Here is a 14,266-nt window from a genome sequence, read left to right on the forward strand (position 1 = left end):
TTTACGAAATACAAACAAAAAGCCTCATCTCATGAAAATAAGATGAGGCTCTTTTTCATTCATGTTATTACCAAGAACTCTTTTTGTGACCGATTGTTGCGTAAAATAGAATAAACAAGTAACAAGGAACCATAATGACATAAGCCAATTGGGTATCTTGGATTCTATCGGCAATATCTCCATACAATAATGGAATCAAAGCCCCACCAGAAATCATCATAATAATCAACGCAGAGCCTAATTTGGTGAATTTACCTAAACCATTAATAGCTAAAGGCCATAATGCAGGCCACATCAAAGCATTCGCTAAGCCTAAAAGTGCCAGACACATCACTGAATAATAACCATCTAATAGAACTGTTCCTAATGAAAACACAACCCCTAAAATGGCAGAGTAATTCAAGGCTTTTTGTTGAGACAAAACTTTAGGAATGAATAAGATACCCACTACATACCCTGCCAACATACCATACAATGTATATGTGGTAAAGGTTTTAGCTACTTCCATATCTATACCTTGCGATACACCGTAATTGATGATGGTATCACCTGCCATTACTTCCACACCCACATATAAAAAGAATGCTACCAGACCTAATACTAAATTGGGATAAGCCCAAACGCTAGCGTGTTGCACTGAAGCAGCTTCTTCACTTTCTTCTGCTTCCACTTCGGGCAAGGTAGAAAAGCGAACCAATAAAGCTAATCCTACCAAAACTCCCGTCATAATTAAATAAGGAGTCACCACAATACTTAAATCTTTGGCATCTGTGGTGGATGATAATAATAAACCTCCAAAAATAAATTGACTTAAAATACCAGCCACTTTATTACAAATTCCCATTACAGAAATACGCTTGGCTGCGGAATCAGGTGATCCTAAGATGGTTACATAAGGATTGGAAGCTGTTTGTAAAAGGGCTAAACCTGTACCAATAACGAATAGTCCTAAAAGAAACATGGGGTAATTAGACATTTGAGCAGCAGGAACAAACAAAATAGTTCCTACAGCCATGACCATCAAACCTAAGGACATACCATTTTTAAATCCTGTTTTTGCTAAAACCCAAGAAGAAGGAATAGCCATGACAAAATAGGAAATAAAAAACGCAGAGGTAACTAATAATGATTCAAAATTATTTAAGTCAAAAGCTGCTTTGAAAAAAGCAATTAATACGGAGTTTACCCATGTCACAAATCCAAATACAAAAAAGAGTATTCCGATGATTAATAGCGCAGCAGAGGTGTTGGTAGGTTTGTTTGTAGTTGTCATAAAGGTTTAATAGTTATCATGTAAAGCAAAAATAGGTTGATTCGTTTTCCATTTTCCACGAGTGAAATCAGGTATTTTAATAGGGGCCGATCCTTTGGCAATGGATTCTTCTGAAAGTGGAGAAATAGCTGACCAAGCAGCTGCATCATAAACGTCGATAGGAGGGGCTACTTTATTTTTAATGGACTCGATAAAAGCTCTTAAAACGAAATAATCAATACCACCATGACCTGCATTTTCAGCATCTTGGGCATGAGCTTTCCATAGTGGATGATCGTATTTCTCTTGGTAAGGTTTAAACGGTTCCCAACTATGTGCCTTGGAAGAAACACCTTCTAAATAAATCGATTTATTATCATCCATCCATAAACCATTAGTTCCTTGCACACGGAATCCTAAAGAATAAGGTCTCGGCGAATTGGTATCATGAGAAATCATGATGGTTTCTCCATTCGCACATTTAATTAAGGTAGTCACTACGTCACCCAATTTAAACTTAACCTTGGCATTAGGATGATCTTTCCCTCCTTTATCCACCACATATTTATGTAAACCCAAGGCTGGACTAGCCATGGATGTTAAATGTAAAAATTGATTTCCGCGATTGATATTGAGCATCTCAGCCACAGGACCTAAACCATGCGTAGGGTATATATCACCATTGCGATCAATCGAGTGTTGGGTTCTCCATTTAGCTTCCGAAAAACCTTTAGCCCCGAATTCAACTCCACCGCCATAGGCTTTGACCCCATCATTAAATTTAACTTCTCTTAGATCATGCTGGTAACCACATTGAACATGGGTTAAGTCCCCAAACATACCTTGACGAACCATATTCAAAACGGCCAATACATCTCTTCGATAACAAACATTCTCCAAAATCATGCAATGGGCTCCTGTTTTTTCATACATATTCACCAAATCCCATGATTCTTTCAAAGTTACGGTAGCAGAGACTTCGACTCCCGTATATTTTCCTTCCTTCATGGAGGCTAAGGCCATAGGTACGTGCCATTCCCAAGGAGTAGCAATAATGACACCATCGATATCATTTCGTTTAACTAAGTTTTCAAAATCATGATCACCTTTTTGATAAACAGCTGCTTCTGGGCGGCCTTTATCACGAATCATTTTTTGTGAAATCTGTATGGCTTTGGGATCAATATCACAGATAGCTACTATTTCAACATCGGGACGGTACATTGCCATTTCCAGATGATTTCTTCCTCGAAGTCCAACACCAATGAAACCTAAACGCACTTTTGTTTGTTCTGTTGGTATGCCTTTTAAAATAGTTGGAAATAGGGCAGCAGACGACGTATATAGCAGCGATTTAGAAATAAAGTTTCGCCTTTTCATAAATAGTTAAACGGTTTTTAGAAAATGAAATTGAAATTTAATCAAAATATGGCTGTAAATTTATATCCAATTTAAAAAAATGATAGAGCTTCCCCGTGTAAGTGTATTTAGGAAAGAGCATTTCAATGCTGCCCATCGATTATATAATGCCAATTGGACAGATGAAAAGAACCAAGAAGTGTTTGGTTTGTGCAATAATCCAAATTTCCATGGACACAATTATGAATTAATTGTGCAAATTACTGGAACAATTAATCCTGAAACGGGTTATGTGATAGATATGAAAGAAGTTTCCAATCTAGTTCAAAGGGAAATTATCAAGAAATTCGATCACAAGAATTTAAATTTGGATGTTCCTGAATTTGCCCATTTGAACCCTACGGCTGAAAACATTGCTTATATTATTTATCAAAAAATTAGAGCTGAACTGGCCACCAACCTTGACTTAAAAATTAGATTATATGAAACAGAAAGAAATTTTGTTGAATTCCCTGCTCATTGATACGGAAAATTTCCATTTCACAGATGATGAGATTGGGGATAATCACATAGCGACTTCGATAGAAACGCCTATGAGATCGGATGCATTTGATCTTTCTGATGCAGAAAAAATCCAAAAAATTGAAGGTCATTTCAGAGAAATCATGTTGACTTTAGGTTTAGACCTATCGGATGACTCCTTAAAAGGTACACCCAAGCGAGTAGCTAAAATGTATATAGAGGAAATTTTCAGTGGTTTAAATCCAAAGAATGAGCCTCAGGTAGCTTTATTTGAAAACAAATTCGGCTACAATGAAATGCTTATTGAGAAAAATATCAGTTTTTACTCAAATTGTGAGCACCATTTTGTACCTATAGTTGGTAAAACGCATATTGCTTATGTTTCTTCGGGTAAGGTAATTGGTTTATCGAAATTGAACCGTATCGTTCAATATTATGCCAAAAGACCCCAAGTTCAGGAGCGCTTGACGATGCAAATTGCCAAACATTTGCAAAAAGTGTTGGAGACAGAACATGTTGCCATTTACATTGATGCTAAACATTTATGTGTTTCATCTAGAGGTGTAAAAGACGATGCTACATCAACTATAACCTCTTTTTACGGAGGTAAATTTCAAGAAGAGGCTACTAAAAAAGAATTTTTAGGTAGTATTCAGTCGGTATAATGGGAGTCTATGTTGTAGTAGGAGCTAGCCAAGGGATTGGTTACTCCATAGCCGAGCAATTGAGTGCTGCTGGTCATCGTGTACTTAATTTTTCTAGAAAAGCATCTAATTTACCAGGCCTTGAAAATTATACATGGGATGCACTCCAAGAAGATGATAGCGTATTCGCTTCTATTCAAGGGCCTATCGACGGTCTGGCTTATTGCCCAGGTAGTATTGTCTTAAAACCTTTTCATCGACTAAGTACAGCAGATTTTGAATTAGATTTTAAAATCAATGTATTAGGAGCCGTTCGGGTAATTCAAGCCATTTTACCTTCATTAAAACAATCTGAAAGTGCTTCCATAGTCATGTTCAGTACTGTTGCAGTACAAACGGGTATGGGCTTTCACGCATCTATAGCCAGTTCAAAAGGCGCTATTGAGGGTCTTACTCGATCTTTAGCAGCAGAATTAAGTAGCTTCAAAATTCGTGTTAACGCCATTGCACCATCCTTGACGCAAACACCATTGGCTCAAAACCTGTTGAGTACTCCAGAGAAAGTAGAGGCTGGAGGAAAACGTCATCCACTAGGTAGGGTTGGACAAGCCGAAGATGTAGCTAATTTGGGGGTATTCTTGTTAAAACCAGAAAACTCTTGGATTACAGGACAAATAATAGGTGTTGACGGAGGAATTGGAAGCTTAAGAACGGTTTAATTGTTCTAAAAAATGCTTTTGGTTTAAAGCTAAATTGACATTGTTCCATTCAATTTTTTCTTGAAAAGCATGAGCTCGGATAGGGCAATCTGCTATTTGACAGTGGGCACAGCACTCATCCAAGCATGGATCAGCGTGCACGAAAATTTCAATGTGGGTAGGTAAAACCTGAGACAAGGTACCTTCAAAAGCATGAATTTCTTCGTGAACGTGATGTAAATCCCAATATCGGGGAAGAGTTAAGTGACAGTCAATATGTAAATCTCCACCATATTGTTGCACGCGTAAATTATGTAAATCAATCCACTCATCGCGCTGGTTTTTAGTAATCCATTCAATTACCATTCGAAAAACCTTAGGATTGGTTTCATCCATCAATGCAGCCACCGAGGTTCGAATAAGGTGGATACCTTGCCAACACATAAAAATTGCGAATAAGATAGAAGCAGCCGAGTCGACCCAAAGCCAATTGGTAAAATAGGTGATTGCCAAGGCTAATACGACCAATAAACTATTATAAGCATCTAATCTTAAATGTTTCCCATCAGCAACCATGGTAGGAGAATGTTCTTTTTTACCTGATTGAATCAAGAAATACCCCATGATGCCATTCAAAGCTGAGGAAGCTAATGAAATGGCCATACCCAAGTCTAAACTTTTTATTTCTTGCTTAGTCAAAAGATGCTGCGAGGCATGAAGGAAAATATAGGCTGAAGCCAGTAAAATCAAAACACCTTCTAATCCAGAGGCAAAAAACTCAATTTTACCGTGTCCATAAGGATGATTTAAGTCCTTAGGTAAAGACGCCAAATACACCGAATAAAAGGCAAATGCACCAGCGACAACATTAATGATGGATTCAAGGGCATCGGTTAATAAGGTCGTGGAACCACTAAGGTAATAGGCATAAAACTTCCCAATTAAAATCAGGACACTGACCGAAAACGTAATAAGCAGCAGCCGCTGTTTCATGGGAAGAAATTATGCACAAAGATACATCAATTCCTCTTATTTTTACGGAATGAAAGAACAAGATAAGCCTTGGAAAACACTATCTAAGCATACCGTGTATGATAATCCTTGGATTCGAATAGAACATCATGAAGTCATTAATCCATCCAATAAAGCAGGGATATATGGCCTCGTACATTTTAAAAATACGGCCGTTTCTGTTTTTCCAATAGATCAAGAGGGAAATACCTATTTGGTAGGGCAATTTCGCTATACTTTGGACGAATATTCATGGGAGTTACCGGAAGGTGGCTGTCTCATTCAAGATGGAGAAATACCATTAGAGGCTGCCAAAAGGGAATTAGAAGAAGAGACAGGATTTAAAGCAACAGACTGGAAAGAATTGGGGACTTGTTACCTATCCAACTCGGTCACAGATGAAAAAGCGTACATGTTTTTAGCTCAGGGTCTACAGATGGGAGTTGCAGCACCCGAAGAAACAGAATCTTTAAAAATTAAGAAACTTCCTGTTCATGAGGTCTTTCAAATGGCAGAAAATGGGGAAATTCAAGATGCATTAAGCCTATTAACCATACTAAAAGTTAAAGCCCTTATATCGTAAAATCCCAATGTTTCATTTCTTCTAAAGCCTGATAATCAGTCAAATCATACTTAACGGGTACAACTGTAGCATAATTTTCTGACAGCCAATCTAAATCCGTTCCATTGTTTTGATCTTCATTATGTAAAAAGCCATCCATCCAGAAATAGGGTTGGCCATAAGGATCTTTTCGCTCTTCAAAAAACTCGCGATAGACAGCTTTGGCTTGTCTAGCAACCCGAATTCCTTGAATAGGAGCATCTGTTTTGGCGGGGAAATTAACATTTAAGGTTAAGCCTTCATGTAAACCATGCGCTAATACTTGCTGAGCTATTTTGATGATTAAATCATGGCAGTGACTAAAATCAGCATCACCCGCATAATCACAAAGAGAAAATCCAATGGCAGGAATTCCTTCCATAGCCGCCTCAATAGCTGCTGACATGGTGCCAGAATACAAAACTGATATGGAAGCATTGGATCCATGATTGATCCCAGAAACCATCAAATCTATCTTTCTTCCTTTTAAAATATAGTGTTTACCAAACTTAACACAGTCGGCAGGGGTACCAGAACATTTATAAGATTGAATATTTGGACCAAAAGTTTCCGTCTTTGTCACACGAATAGGAGTTCCCATAGTGATGGCATGGCCCATGCCAGATTGATGGCTATCAGGTGCCACAACCACTACTTCACCAATCTCTGACATAATCTCAGTTAATACTTTGATTCCTTTGGAATGTATGGAATCATCATTAGCTATTAGAATAAGTGGTTTCTCTTGACTCATATTTTATTAATTTTAACGAATTTACAAATTTGCTCCCTTAATTTTGCACGATGCAAATCCGAAAAGCTGAAATAATTGATATTCTGACCATACAAGAAATAGCTGCTCAAGCTTGGCGGCCAACCTATGGTGCTATTTTGAGTGAAGAGCAATGTGTCTACATGTTGGACATGATGTATCGAACTGATGTTTTAAGCAATCAAATGGAAGGGAATGTCCATTTTTTTATGTTAGAAACGGAGGAGGGAGCCATTGGTTTTGCTGCTTATGAGGCAGTCAATGAAAATGAAGGTAAGCTGCATAAAATCTATTTGAGGCCTCAACAAAAAAGTAAAGGCGCAGGAACCTACTTACTGGAATTCGTGGCCAAATTTGCGCATGAAAATGGCCAAAAGGAATTACTATTAAACGTCAATCGCCACAATTCATCCGTTCAATTTTATATAAAAAGAGGGTTTCAAATCGACCAAGAAATTGATTTGCACGTAGGAGAGGGCTATTACATGAATGATTACATTATGAAAAGAGTGCTATAGCTCTTTCAATCAATTGAGTAATTTGTTTTTCAGGATTTTGTGAAAATTGATGCGTTTTACGATTTGCCAAAATAGCATTGATTGAAATCATTTCATGTCCTAAAACCCCAGAAAAAGCATAATATGCCGATGTTTCCATCTCAATATTGGTGATTTTAGCAGGACCAAGAAACGCTTCTGAGCAATCTTGCAGGAAATTGGGTAAAATGGATTCCATACGGACAGTACGTCCTTGCGGAGCATAAAAACCAGGCGCAGTTAGTGTTATACCTCGATATGCTTCTTTAAAATAAGAATCCTGCGAAAACAAATTCAATAGTGTTTCAGACGCTGCCGCGCCATAAATGGGTAGAGGGTAAGCTATTTGCTGACAAAAGTGTTGTAAATCGGCCTGGGATAAGCTTTTATCTGAATTAAAATCATAAAATTGAGCCAAATTATCGAAACCGATAGCCGCCTGAGAAATTAAAACCGAATCTACAGGAATGTCTTCTTGAATGGAACCAGAAGTACCCATTCGAATCAGATTCAAAGAACGCTTTTCCTTTTTTTCTTGTCTAGTTGAAAAATCAATGTTAGCCAAAGCGTCTAATTCATTCATGACTATCTCAACATTATCAGCCCCAATACCACTAGAAAGAACTCCAATTGGCTTTCCGGCCAATTCTCCAAAATGGCTGATAAACTCCCGTTTATGGATTTTGGTATGAATACGGTCAAAATGACAGGATACTTTTTCAACCCGTTCAGGATCTCCTACCATGAAAATGGTATCACTTAGTTGCTCGGGACGAATGTTCAAATGGTAAGAACTTCCATCAGGATTTATAATCAAGTCGGTCGGTGAGAAATAGGTCATGAGCAAATTTATTGATAATTTCCCAAAAGAATCATTGGAACATCAAGGATATGCGCGATTGGGTAAGCATTAAATCTCAAATTTATCAAGAAGTTATACAGCGTTTGGAACAAAATATCCAAGAGGCTCAATTAGCCTATGCTCAAGCAAAGGAATCCCGGGATTCGGACACCAAGAGTTCTGCTGGGGACAAGTATGAAACGGGTAGAGAAATGATGCAAAGAGAAATGGATAAATGCTCAGCTTTGATGGATCAAAACAATCATTTACTCCAAATTATCCAGCATATACCCTTGCATCGAAATTATGAAAACATTGATAAGGGAGCGATCATTGAAACAGACAAGGGAATTTATTATATGTTGGTGGGTATTGGAAAAATGACCTTTGACCAGGCAGACTATTTTGTTATTTCACCGGAATCACCCATTGGTAGCCTATTTTTAGGAAAGAAAGTAGGGGAGTTTATCTATTTAAGAGATCAAAAAATTCACATTCAAGGCATTTATTAATTCAACATGATGAAAAGACTTTCAAGTATTATCCTACTTTCATTATGTGTTCAAATCGCTTGGGGACAAGGTTCAGAGGAAAAAATCAAAGCATTTATTCCAACAATTGACCAGTTATTTAAACAATATGCGGAGCAAGAAAAATTACCTAGTGTGGTTTACGGAATAGTTTATCAAGGCAAATTGATACATAGCCATTCGATAGGACTTGCCAATTTGAAGGAAAAAATTCCAGCAAGTACTCAGATGGATTACCGAATAGCTTCTATGACCAAAAGTTTTACAACCATGGCCATTTTGAAGTTACGTGATGAAGGGAAATTGCAATTGGATGAACCGGCCCATCATTACATTCCAGAATTAAAAAATCAACGATATGTGACTCAAGATGCTCCAGAGATAAGCATTCGGCATTTAATGACCCATGCAGCGGGCTTTCCAGAAGATAATCCCTGGGGCGATAGACAATTGGGCATTTCTGAAAAAGCCTTTTCTGAGATGCTTAGCAAAGGTATTTCTTTTTCAACTAACCCTGGGGTAAGTTTTGAATATAGCAATATGGGATTTGCTTTGTTAGGTAGCATCATAAAAAAAGTAAGCGGAAAACCCTATCAAATTTATATTAAAGAGCAAATCTTGAAGCCCTTAGGCATGAATGACACCTATTGGGAATATGCTGATATACCTAAAAACAAATTAGCATTAGGATATCGATGGATCAATGACACATGGGTAGAGCAACCTTTGGAACACGACGGAGCTTATGGGGCCATGGGAGGTTTAATTACAAGCATGGAGGATTTTAGTCGATATGTAGCCTTTCACTTATCTGCTTGGCCAGAAAGAAATGACCCTGAAACGGGACCAATCAAGCGATCTTCTGTGAGAGAAATGCATTTCCCGTGGAATTTCATTGGAGTGAATGCCCAACAAAAATACCCCAACGGACAGGTAGGGTTAAACTTTAGTGCCTATGCCTATGGTTTAAGCTTTTCAAAAGATTATGCCAATAGAACCTCGGTATCACATTCAGGCGGATTACCAGGATTTGGGAGTAATTGGCGAATTTTCCCTGACTATCAACTTGGCATTATTTCCTTCAGCAATTTGACGTATGCCAATATGGGCAGAATCAACTTGAAAATTATTGATTCTTTGATTAATTCTAAGGCATTACCCAAGCGTGATTTACCTATTTCGGCGATTTTGAAGCAAAGACAAAGTGAAATAATGCAATTATTGCCACACTGGAATCAAGCGGAATCAAGCGGCTTATTTGCCGTTAACTTTTTCTCAGATTATTTCATCCCTGTTTTGAAAAAAGAGGCTGAAACTTTATTTGGCAAAATTGGAAAAATAAAAAAAGTACATGAAATGGTACCTGAGAACCAATTAAGAGGAAAATTCAGAATCGAAGGAGAAAAAGGGGATTTAGAGGTTAGTTTCACACTCAGTCCTGAAAACCCAGCACTCATTCAAGAATTTCACTTATATGAAATAAAAAAGGCTCAAGAATGAGCCTTTTTTTGTTTTTCTTCAATTTTGGCATTTCTGCTGAAAGACTTAAATCCAAGAATAGGAGAGTAGCCTACCGATTGTTTGGAATAATATCCTTTTTCATTGTAAGGCCGCTTTCTAGGATGATCTTTACATTCAGGCGAACAGGCCCCATCCATTTCCTTCAAACATGCTGGGCAAATAGCTAAATGCTCATTACATTCTGGATTAGCACAGTTTACCATGTGATCAGAAGGTTCTTGGCATACATGGCATTTGGAAATAACCATTGGATTTACACGATTTACAGGCGTAGCTACCCGACTATCGAATACATAACAAGAACCGTCAAAATCCTCTCCACCTTCTTCTAATCCATACTTTATAATTCCTCCGTGCAATTGGTACACATCTTTAAAACCTTTCTCCAATAAATAGGCAGAGGCTTTTTCGCACTTAATACCTCCTGTACAATAGGTTATGACTTTTTTATCCTTTAGATGTTCAATTTCATGTACATGTTCCGGTAGGTCACGAAGGTTTTCCATATCAAAAGTGTAAGCACCTTTGAAACGACCTAATTCATGTTCATAATTTGAACGCATATCCACTAAAACTACATTGGGATCGTTTTTAAGTAATTCTTTGAATTCCTTGGGCTTCAAATGCTTTCCAGTCCTTTCTAATGGATTTACAGGCAAGTCAGAATGAACTATTTCCTTTTTGACACGTACATGTAATTTATTGAACGTATGCTGATCAAATTCTTCAATTTTAAAGTCAAAGTCAGTACCCTGAAAAATAGGATCACTTTCCAGCCACCTCATGTATTTTTCACAATCTTCTTTGAGGCCTGAGACGGCACCATTCAATCCTTCTGATGCTACAATTATGCGGCCCAGGATATTGTTTTCAATACAAAAAAGGTGATGTTTTTCCCGATAAGCCTCAGGATCTGGCACAGGGGTGTAGTTATAGTAAAGCAACACACTGTAAGGTTTCATCTTCAACATGATTTACAGATTATGAATAAAAAAATAAGTGACGATGGGGAGATTCGAACTCCCATACCTAAAACGGCACTACCACCTCAAAGTAGCGTGTCTACCAATTCCACCACATCGCCAAAATGGTTAGCAAAATTACCAAATATTTGCTTACTTGCAAGGAAATCAAGTTTTCATCAAATCTGAATAAACAGAATGGCTTTAGAAATCAGCGGAAAATTAATTAAAAAACTTCCTGAGGTAACCGGTACAGGACGCAATGGAACCAATTGGATTAAGCAAGAATTTGTTATTGAAACTCAAGATCAATACCCTAAAAAAGTATGTATGTCGGTCTGGGGTGACAAGACTCAAGATTTAGCTCCGGTACAAGAAGGTGAAATAGTGAAAGTACAATTCAATGTAGAATCTAGAGAATATAATGATCGCTGGTATACAGAAATAAGAGCTTATCGCTTAGATCGTTCTGGGTCGGCTCCGTCAGTTCCTCCTAATGTAGCTCCTTCAGCTGGTGGTGGCTATCAGTTTCCTCCATTGGAAGCTGAATCTGGAGATGACCTTCCTTTTTAAAAATCAATTGGCATAACATCATAGAGACCTAGCATGGCTAGGTCTCTAATCCAAAAACCCAAATTTTCCTGAATTAAAATCATGGAAAGCTTGCATGATTTCTTGACGAGTATTCATAACAAAAGGTCCATGGGCTGCGATAGATTCATGAATAGGTTCTCCGCTTAGAATCAAAACAATACTATCTTCTTTAGCTTCCAAACTAAATTCTTCTCCTTCATTTTCCATCAAGGCCAAATGATCTAATTCGGCTTCTTCCGTTCCATTGATGGTGATACTTCCTTCAATGACTAATAAACAAGTGTTATAGGTTGCAGGAAAGGAGAAACTCGCTTGAGCACCTGCTTTCAGTTTTGCATTCAACATATTGACTGGAGTAAATGTAGATGATGGGCCCTTATGACCTTGGTATTCACCTGCTATAACTTCAACTAGGCCAACATTTTCTCCTAAATCAACCTTGGTGATTTGTTGATTCGAAATAGCCTGATATTTAGGTGTTGACATCTTGTCTTTGGCAGGTAAATTCACCCATAACTGTACCATTTGAAAATCACCTCCTTCAGCACTAAAACTTTCTTCATGGTATTCTTTGTGTAATACTCCTGAAGCTGCTGTCATCCATTGCACATCACCTTCCCCGATGATTCCTCCGCCACCACTACTATCATGGTGAGCTACACGACCTTTATAAGCTATGGTTACAGTTTCAAAACCTCGGTGGGGATGAACTCCTACGCCTCTTGCTTCAGCAGAAGGAGAGAAGTAATGTTTGGAACCATAATCCAACATGATAAAAGGACTCATTCGTTGCATATCCAGACCGTAGCGGCTTGGAATAAAATTATGCACTCTAAATCCATCACCTACAAAATGTACCTCTCCGGGAGGGTATATTAATTCGACTTTCTTTGTCATACTCATCTTTATATTTGGAGAAAAAACCTACCACTAATCACAAAACCATAAGAACTAATCACTTATTATCAGAGCCATTGCTTGATGAACAATATCTGCCTCTATAAAAGTTTCACCATAAGGAACAAATCCTAAACTTGCGTACAAGGGCATGACAGTTTGTTGGGAATGTAAATAGAAATAAGTGCACTCAGGATAAGTATTTCGAGCTTCTTGCAGGATATGCCGAACCATTTGACTGGCAAATCCTTTACCACGAGCATCTGCCAAAGTGGCAATTCGCTCGACTTTGATTCCTTTTTCGGTTTTACGAAAACGGCCTGTAGCCGCAGGTTTTCCATCCTCCAGAAGTAGGTAATGTTGGGCTTGTGCATCCAATTCATCAAATTCTTCTGAGGGCAAACAAGCTTGTTCTACAACAAATACTTGGATTCTAATATCAAAAACCTGGTGAATTTCCTCTAGTGATTTGGCTTGAATAATTTCAACCATCTTATTTTTCTTGTTTTCCGTAGGCCTCAATGATTTCACGAACTAAGCGGTGACGAACGACGTCAGAACCGTCTAATTCAACAAATGATATCCCTGCTATACCTTTTAATATATGTGCTGCTTCCCCCAATCCTGAAACCTGGTTTTTAGGTAAATCCACTTGAGATTTATCACCTGTTATGATAGTCTTTGATTGAATACCCATACGAGTTAAAAACATTTTCATCTGCATGGAAGTGGTATTCTGCGCCTCATCCAATAAAATGAATGCTTTATTCAAGGTACGACCACGCATATAGGCCAAAGGAGCTATTTCAATGGTTCGATTCTCAATATAAAATTTCAATTTCTCTGCAGGAATCATATCTTCCAATGCATCGTAAATTGGACGTAAATAAGGGTCAATTTTTTCCTTTAAATCTCCAGGTAAAAAACCCAGATTTTCTCCTGCTTCTACCGCAGGCCTGGTGATGATAATCTTTTTGACTTCTTTGTTTTTGAGCGCTTTGACAGCTAAAGCCACTGCCGTATATGTCTTACCGGTTCCCGCAGGGCCAATCGCAAAAACAATATCATTTTTACTAGCTGCTTCTACTAATTTTCGTTGATTGGGGGTTTTGACTTTAATGACTAAACCTTTGGTCCCAAAAAGCAACACGTCTTTATCTTCCACCCATGGAGTTTCATTTTCCTCTCCGGTGGGATTTAAGATCAAATCAATGTAGGCCTTCATGTGGTTGGCCGACAAAGAACTATGTTTTTCTAAATGCTTGATACATTGATTGACAATGGCCTCTACCAAAGAAATTTGATCATCTGAACCACGAACCGTAATTTGATCTCCGCGAGCAATGATTTTGGTCTGAGGAAAAGCTTCTGTCAATAAGGTTAAGTTGGAATTTGAGACTCCGAGAAAATCTACCAGAGACACATCCGTTAAGGCAATAATTTTTTCTAACAAGTATGAAAAAGTTAAGGTGAAAAATATTTACTAAAATAGAGAATAATTGAAATTTAATCGGCTGATTAGAATG

Annotated in this window: 17 protein-coding genes and 1 tRNA gene; 8 read left to right on the forward strand and 10 right to left on the reverse strand. The window is 37.9% G+C overall.

Translation table 11 applies throughout. From position 1 onward, the window contains the following. Positions 1 to 67: 67 nt before the first annotated feature. On the reverse strand, positions 68 to 1,273 hold the full coding sequence (locus SKC36_RS02515; protein ID WP_459452957.1) for a sugar MFS transporter: 1,206 nt from the start codon (positions 1,271 to 1,273) through the stop codon (positions 68 to 70). A 6-nt stretch (positions 1,274 to 1,279) separates the two neighbouring features. Further along, entirely contained in the window at positions 1,280 to 2,632 is a 1,353-nt protein-coding gene (locus tag SKC36_RS02520) for a Gfo/Idh/MocA family protein (RefSeq protein ID WP_459464403.1), read from the reverse strand. Between the two features lie 79 nt (positions 2,633 to 2,711). Here SKC36_RS02520 and SKC36_RS02525 point away from each other — a divergent pair, with 79 nt between their 5' ends. Genes SKC36_RS02525 through SKC36_RS02535 form a run of 3 tightly spaced genes read left to right on the forward strand, consistent with a single transcriptional unit; the run spans position 2,712 to position 4,496 of the window. After that, entirely contained in the window at positions 2,712 to 3,134 is a 423-nt protein-coding gene (locus tag SKC36_RS02525) for a 6-pyruvoyl trahydropterin synthase family protein (RefSeq protein WP_459452959.1), read from the forward strand. After that, positions 3,094 to 3,798, forward strand: a complete 705-nt coding sequence (gene folE / locus SKC36_RS02530) for a GTP cyclohydrolase I FolE (protein WP_459452960.1) — start codon at positions 3,094 to 3,096, stop codon at positions 3,796 to 3,798. The genes SKC36_RS02525 and folE overlap by 41 nt, the downstream gene beginning before the upstream one ends. Continuing rightward, positions 3,798 to 4,496, forward strand: a complete 699-nt coding sequence (locus tag SKC36_RS02535; RefSeq protein WP_459464406.1) for an SDR family NAD(P)-dependent oxidoreductase — start codon at positions 3,798 to 3,800, stop codon at positions 4,494 to 4,496. The genes folE and SKC36_RS02535 overlap by 1 nt, the downstream gene beginning before the upstream one ends. On the opposite strand, the gene SKC36_RS02540 is transcribed toward SKC36_RS02535, so the two are convergent. After that, positions 4,482 to 5,468 carry a cation diffusion facilitator family transporter gene (locus SKC36_RS02540; RefSeq protein WP_459452962.1) on the reverse strand — a complete coding sequence of 329 codons (987 nt, stop codon included), beginning with the start codon at positions 5,466 to 5,468 and terminating at the stop codon, positions 4,482 to 4,484. The two genes, SKC36_RS02535 and SKC36_RS02540, sit on opposite strands and share 15 nt — an antisense overlap. Here SKC36_RS02540 and SKC36_RS02545 point away from each other — a divergent pair. Then, positions 5,467 to 6,069, forward strand: coding sequence for an NUDIX domain-containing protein (locus SKC36_RS02545; protein ID WP_459464408.1), 603 nt, complete (start codon positions 5,467 to 5,469; stop codon positions 6,067 to 6,069). The two genes, SKC36_RS02540 and SKC36_RS02545, sit on opposite strands and share 2 nt — an antisense overlap. Here the strand turns inward: SKC36_RS02545 and surE are convergent. Continuing rightward, positions 6,059 to 6,841 (reverse strand): 5'/3'-nucleotidase SurE, encoded by a 783-nt coding sequence (gene surE, locus SKC36_RS02550; RefSeq protein ID WP_459452964.1) that lies wholly within the window; start codon positions 6,839 to 6,841, stop codon positions 6,059 to 6,061. The genes SKC36_RS02545 and surE overlap by 11 nt on opposite strands. Before the next feature lie 50 nt (positions 6,842 to 6,891). Between surE and SKC36_RS02555 the strand changes: the two genes are divergently transcribed. Next, complete coding sequence (locus tag SKC36_RS02555; protein ID WP_459464410.1) at positions 6,892 to 7,377, forward strand: N-acetyltransferase family protein; 486 nt, start codon at positions 6,892 to 6,894, stop codon at positions 7,375 to 7,377. Here the strand turns inward: SKC36_RS02555 and SKC36_RS02560 are convergent. Continuing rightward, a complete protein-coding gene (locus SKC36_RS02560; protein ID WP_459452966.1) occupies positions 7,358 to 8,236 on the reverse strand; it encodes a nucleoside phosphorylase in 879 nt (292 codons plus the stop codon). The two genes, SKC36_RS02555 and SKC36_RS02560, sit on opposite strands and share 20 nt — an antisense overlap. A 50-nt stretch (positions 8,237 to 8,286) precedes the next feature. Between SKC36_RS02560 and SKC36_RS02565 the strand changes: the two genes are divergently transcribed. Then, positions 8,287 to 8,748, forward strand: a complete 462-nt coding sequence (locus SKC36_RS02565) for a hypothetical protein (protein ID WP_459452967.1) — start codon at positions 8,287 to 8,289, stop codon at positions 8,746 to 8,748. A gap of 6 nt (positions 8,749 to 8,754) precedes the next feature. Beyond that, complete coding sequence (locus tag SKC36_RS02570) at positions 8,755 to 10,266, forward strand: serine hydrolase domain-containing protein (protein ID WP_459464412.1); 1,512 nt, start codon at positions 8,755 to 8,757, stop codon at positions 10,264 to 10,266. Here SKC36_RS02570 and trhO read toward each other — a convergent pair. Together trhO and SKC36_RS02580 are read right to left on the reverse strand one after the other, a co-directional pair. Continuing rightward, the gene (gene trhO / locus SKC36_RS02575; protein ID WP_459464414.1) at positions 10,257 to 11,249 is read right to left on the reverse strand and encodes an oxygen-dependent tRNA uridine(34) hydroxylase TrhO; all 993 of its coding nucleotides are present in this window, start codon (positions 11,247 to 11,249) and stop codon (positions 10,257 to 10,259) included. The two genes, SKC36_RS02570 and trhO, sit on opposite strands and share 10 nt — an antisense overlap. 38 nt (positions 11,250 to 11,287) lie before the next feature. Then, positions 11,288 to 11,371 (reverse strand) — tRNA-Leu (locus tag SKC36_RS02580). 76 nt (positions 11,372 to 11,447) lie between these two features. Between SKC36_RS02580 and SKC36_RS02585 the strand changes: the two genes are divergently transcribed. Beyond that, a complete protein-coding gene (locus tag SKC36_RS02585; protein ID WP_459452970.1) occupies positions 11,448 to 11,822 on the forward strand; it encodes a DUF3127 domain-containing protein in 375 nt (124 codons plus the stop codon). A gap of 45 nt (positions 11,823 to 11,867) precedes the next feature. On the opposite strand, the gene SKC36_RS02590 is transcribed toward SKC36_RS02585, so the two are convergent. Genes SKC36_RS02590 through SKC36_RS02600 form a run of 3 tightly spaced genes read right to left on the reverse strand, consistent with a single transcriptional unit; the run spans position 11,868 to position 14,193 of the window. After that, positions 11,868 to 12,740 carry a pirin family protein gene (locus SKC36_RS02590; protein ID WP_459464416.1) on the reverse strand — a complete coding sequence of 291 codons (873 nt, stop codon included), beginning with the start codon at positions 12,738 to 12,740 and terminating at the stop codon, positions 11,868 to 11,870. A 54-nt stretch (positions 12,741 to 12,794) separates the two neighbouring features. Continuing rightward, positions 12,795 to 13,232 carry a GNAT family N-acetyltransferase gene (locus SKC36_RS02595; RefSeq protein ID WP_459464418.1) on the reverse strand — a complete coding sequence of 146 codons (438 nt, stop codon included), beginning with the start codon at positions 13,230 to 13,232 and terminating at the stop codon, positions 12,795 to 12,797. A 1-nt stretch (position 13,233) separates the two neighbouring features. Continuing rightward, on the reverse strand, positions 13,234 to 14,193 hold the full coding sequence (locus tag SKC36_RS02600; protein ID WP_459452973.1) for a PhoH family protein: 960 nt from the start codon (positions 14,191 to 14,193) through the stop codon (positions 13,234 to 13,236). Positions 14,194 to 14,266 lie beyond the last annotated feature (73 nt).

The sequence above is a fragment of the Aquirufa sp. OSTEICH-129A genome, from assembly GCF_054558355.1.

Excerpts from the sequence above, each read along its gene's own strand:
- SKC36_RS02535 (WP_459464406.1), top strand. The coding sequence starts at position 3,798 with ATGGGAGTCTATGTTGTAGTAGGAGCTAGCCAAGGGATTGGTTACTCC.
- SKC36_RS02520 (WP_459464403.1), bottom strand. The coding sequence starts at position 2,632 with ATGAAAAGGCGAAACTTTATTTCTAAATCGCTGCTATATACGTCGTCT.
- SKC36_RS02565 (WP_459452967.1), top strand. The coding sequence starts at position 8,287 with ATGCGCGATTGGGTAAGCATTAAATCTCAAATTTATCAAGAAGTTATA.
- SKC36_RS02540 (WP_459452962.1), bottom strand. The coding sequence starts at position 5,468 with ATGAAACAGCGGCTGCTGCTTATTACGTTTTCGGTCAGTGTCCTGATT.
- SKC36_RS02590 (WP_459464416.1), bottom strand. The coding sequence starts at position 12,740 with ATGACAAAGAAAGTCGAATTAATATACCCTCCCGGAGAGGTACATTTT.
- SKC36_RS02570 (WP_459464412.1), top strand. The coding sequence starts at position 8,755 with ATGATGAAAAGACTTTCAAGTATTATCCTACTTTCATTATGTGTTCAA.
- SKC36_RS02525 (WP_459452959.1), top strand. The coding sequence starts at position 2,712 with ATGATAGAGCTTCCCCGTGTAAGTGTATTTAGGAAAGAGCATTTCAAT.
- SKC36_RS02555 (WP_459464410.1), top strand. The coding sequence starts at position 6,892 with ATGCAAATCCGAAAAGCTGAAATAATTGATATTCTGACCATACAAGAA.
- SKC36_RS02515 (WP_459452957.1), bottom strand. The coding sequence starts at position 1,273 with ATGACAACTACAAACAAACCTACCAACACCTCTGCTGCGCTATTAATC.
- surE (WP_459452964.1), bottom strand. The coding sequence starts at position 6,841 with ATGAGTCAAGAGAAACCACTTATTCTAATAGCTAATGATGATTCCATA.
- SKC36_RS02585 (WP_459452970.1), top strand. The coding sequence starts at position 11,448 with ATGGCTTTAGAAATCAGCGGAAAATTAATTAAAAAACTTCCTGAGGTA.
- trhO (WP_459464414.1), bottom strand. The coding sequence starts at position 11,249 with ATGAAACCTTACAGTGTGTTGCTTTACTATAACTACACCCCTGTGCCA.
- SKC36_RS02545 (WP_459464408.1), top strand. The coding sequence starts at position 5,467 with ATGGGAAGAAATTATGCACAAAGATACATCAATTCCTCTTATTTTTAC.
- folE (WP_459452960.1), top strand. The coding sequence starts at position 3,094 with ATGAAACAGAAAGAAATTTTGTTGAATTCCCTGCTCATTGATACGGAA.
- SKC36_RS02595 (WP_459464418.1), bottom strand. The coding sequence starts at position 13,232 with ATGGTTGAAATTATTCAAGCCAAATCACTAGAGGAAATTCACCAGGTT.
- SKC36_RS02560 (WP_459452966.1), bottom strand. The coding sequence starts at position 8,236 with ATGACCTATTTCTCACCGACCGACTTGATTATAAATCCTGATGGAAGT.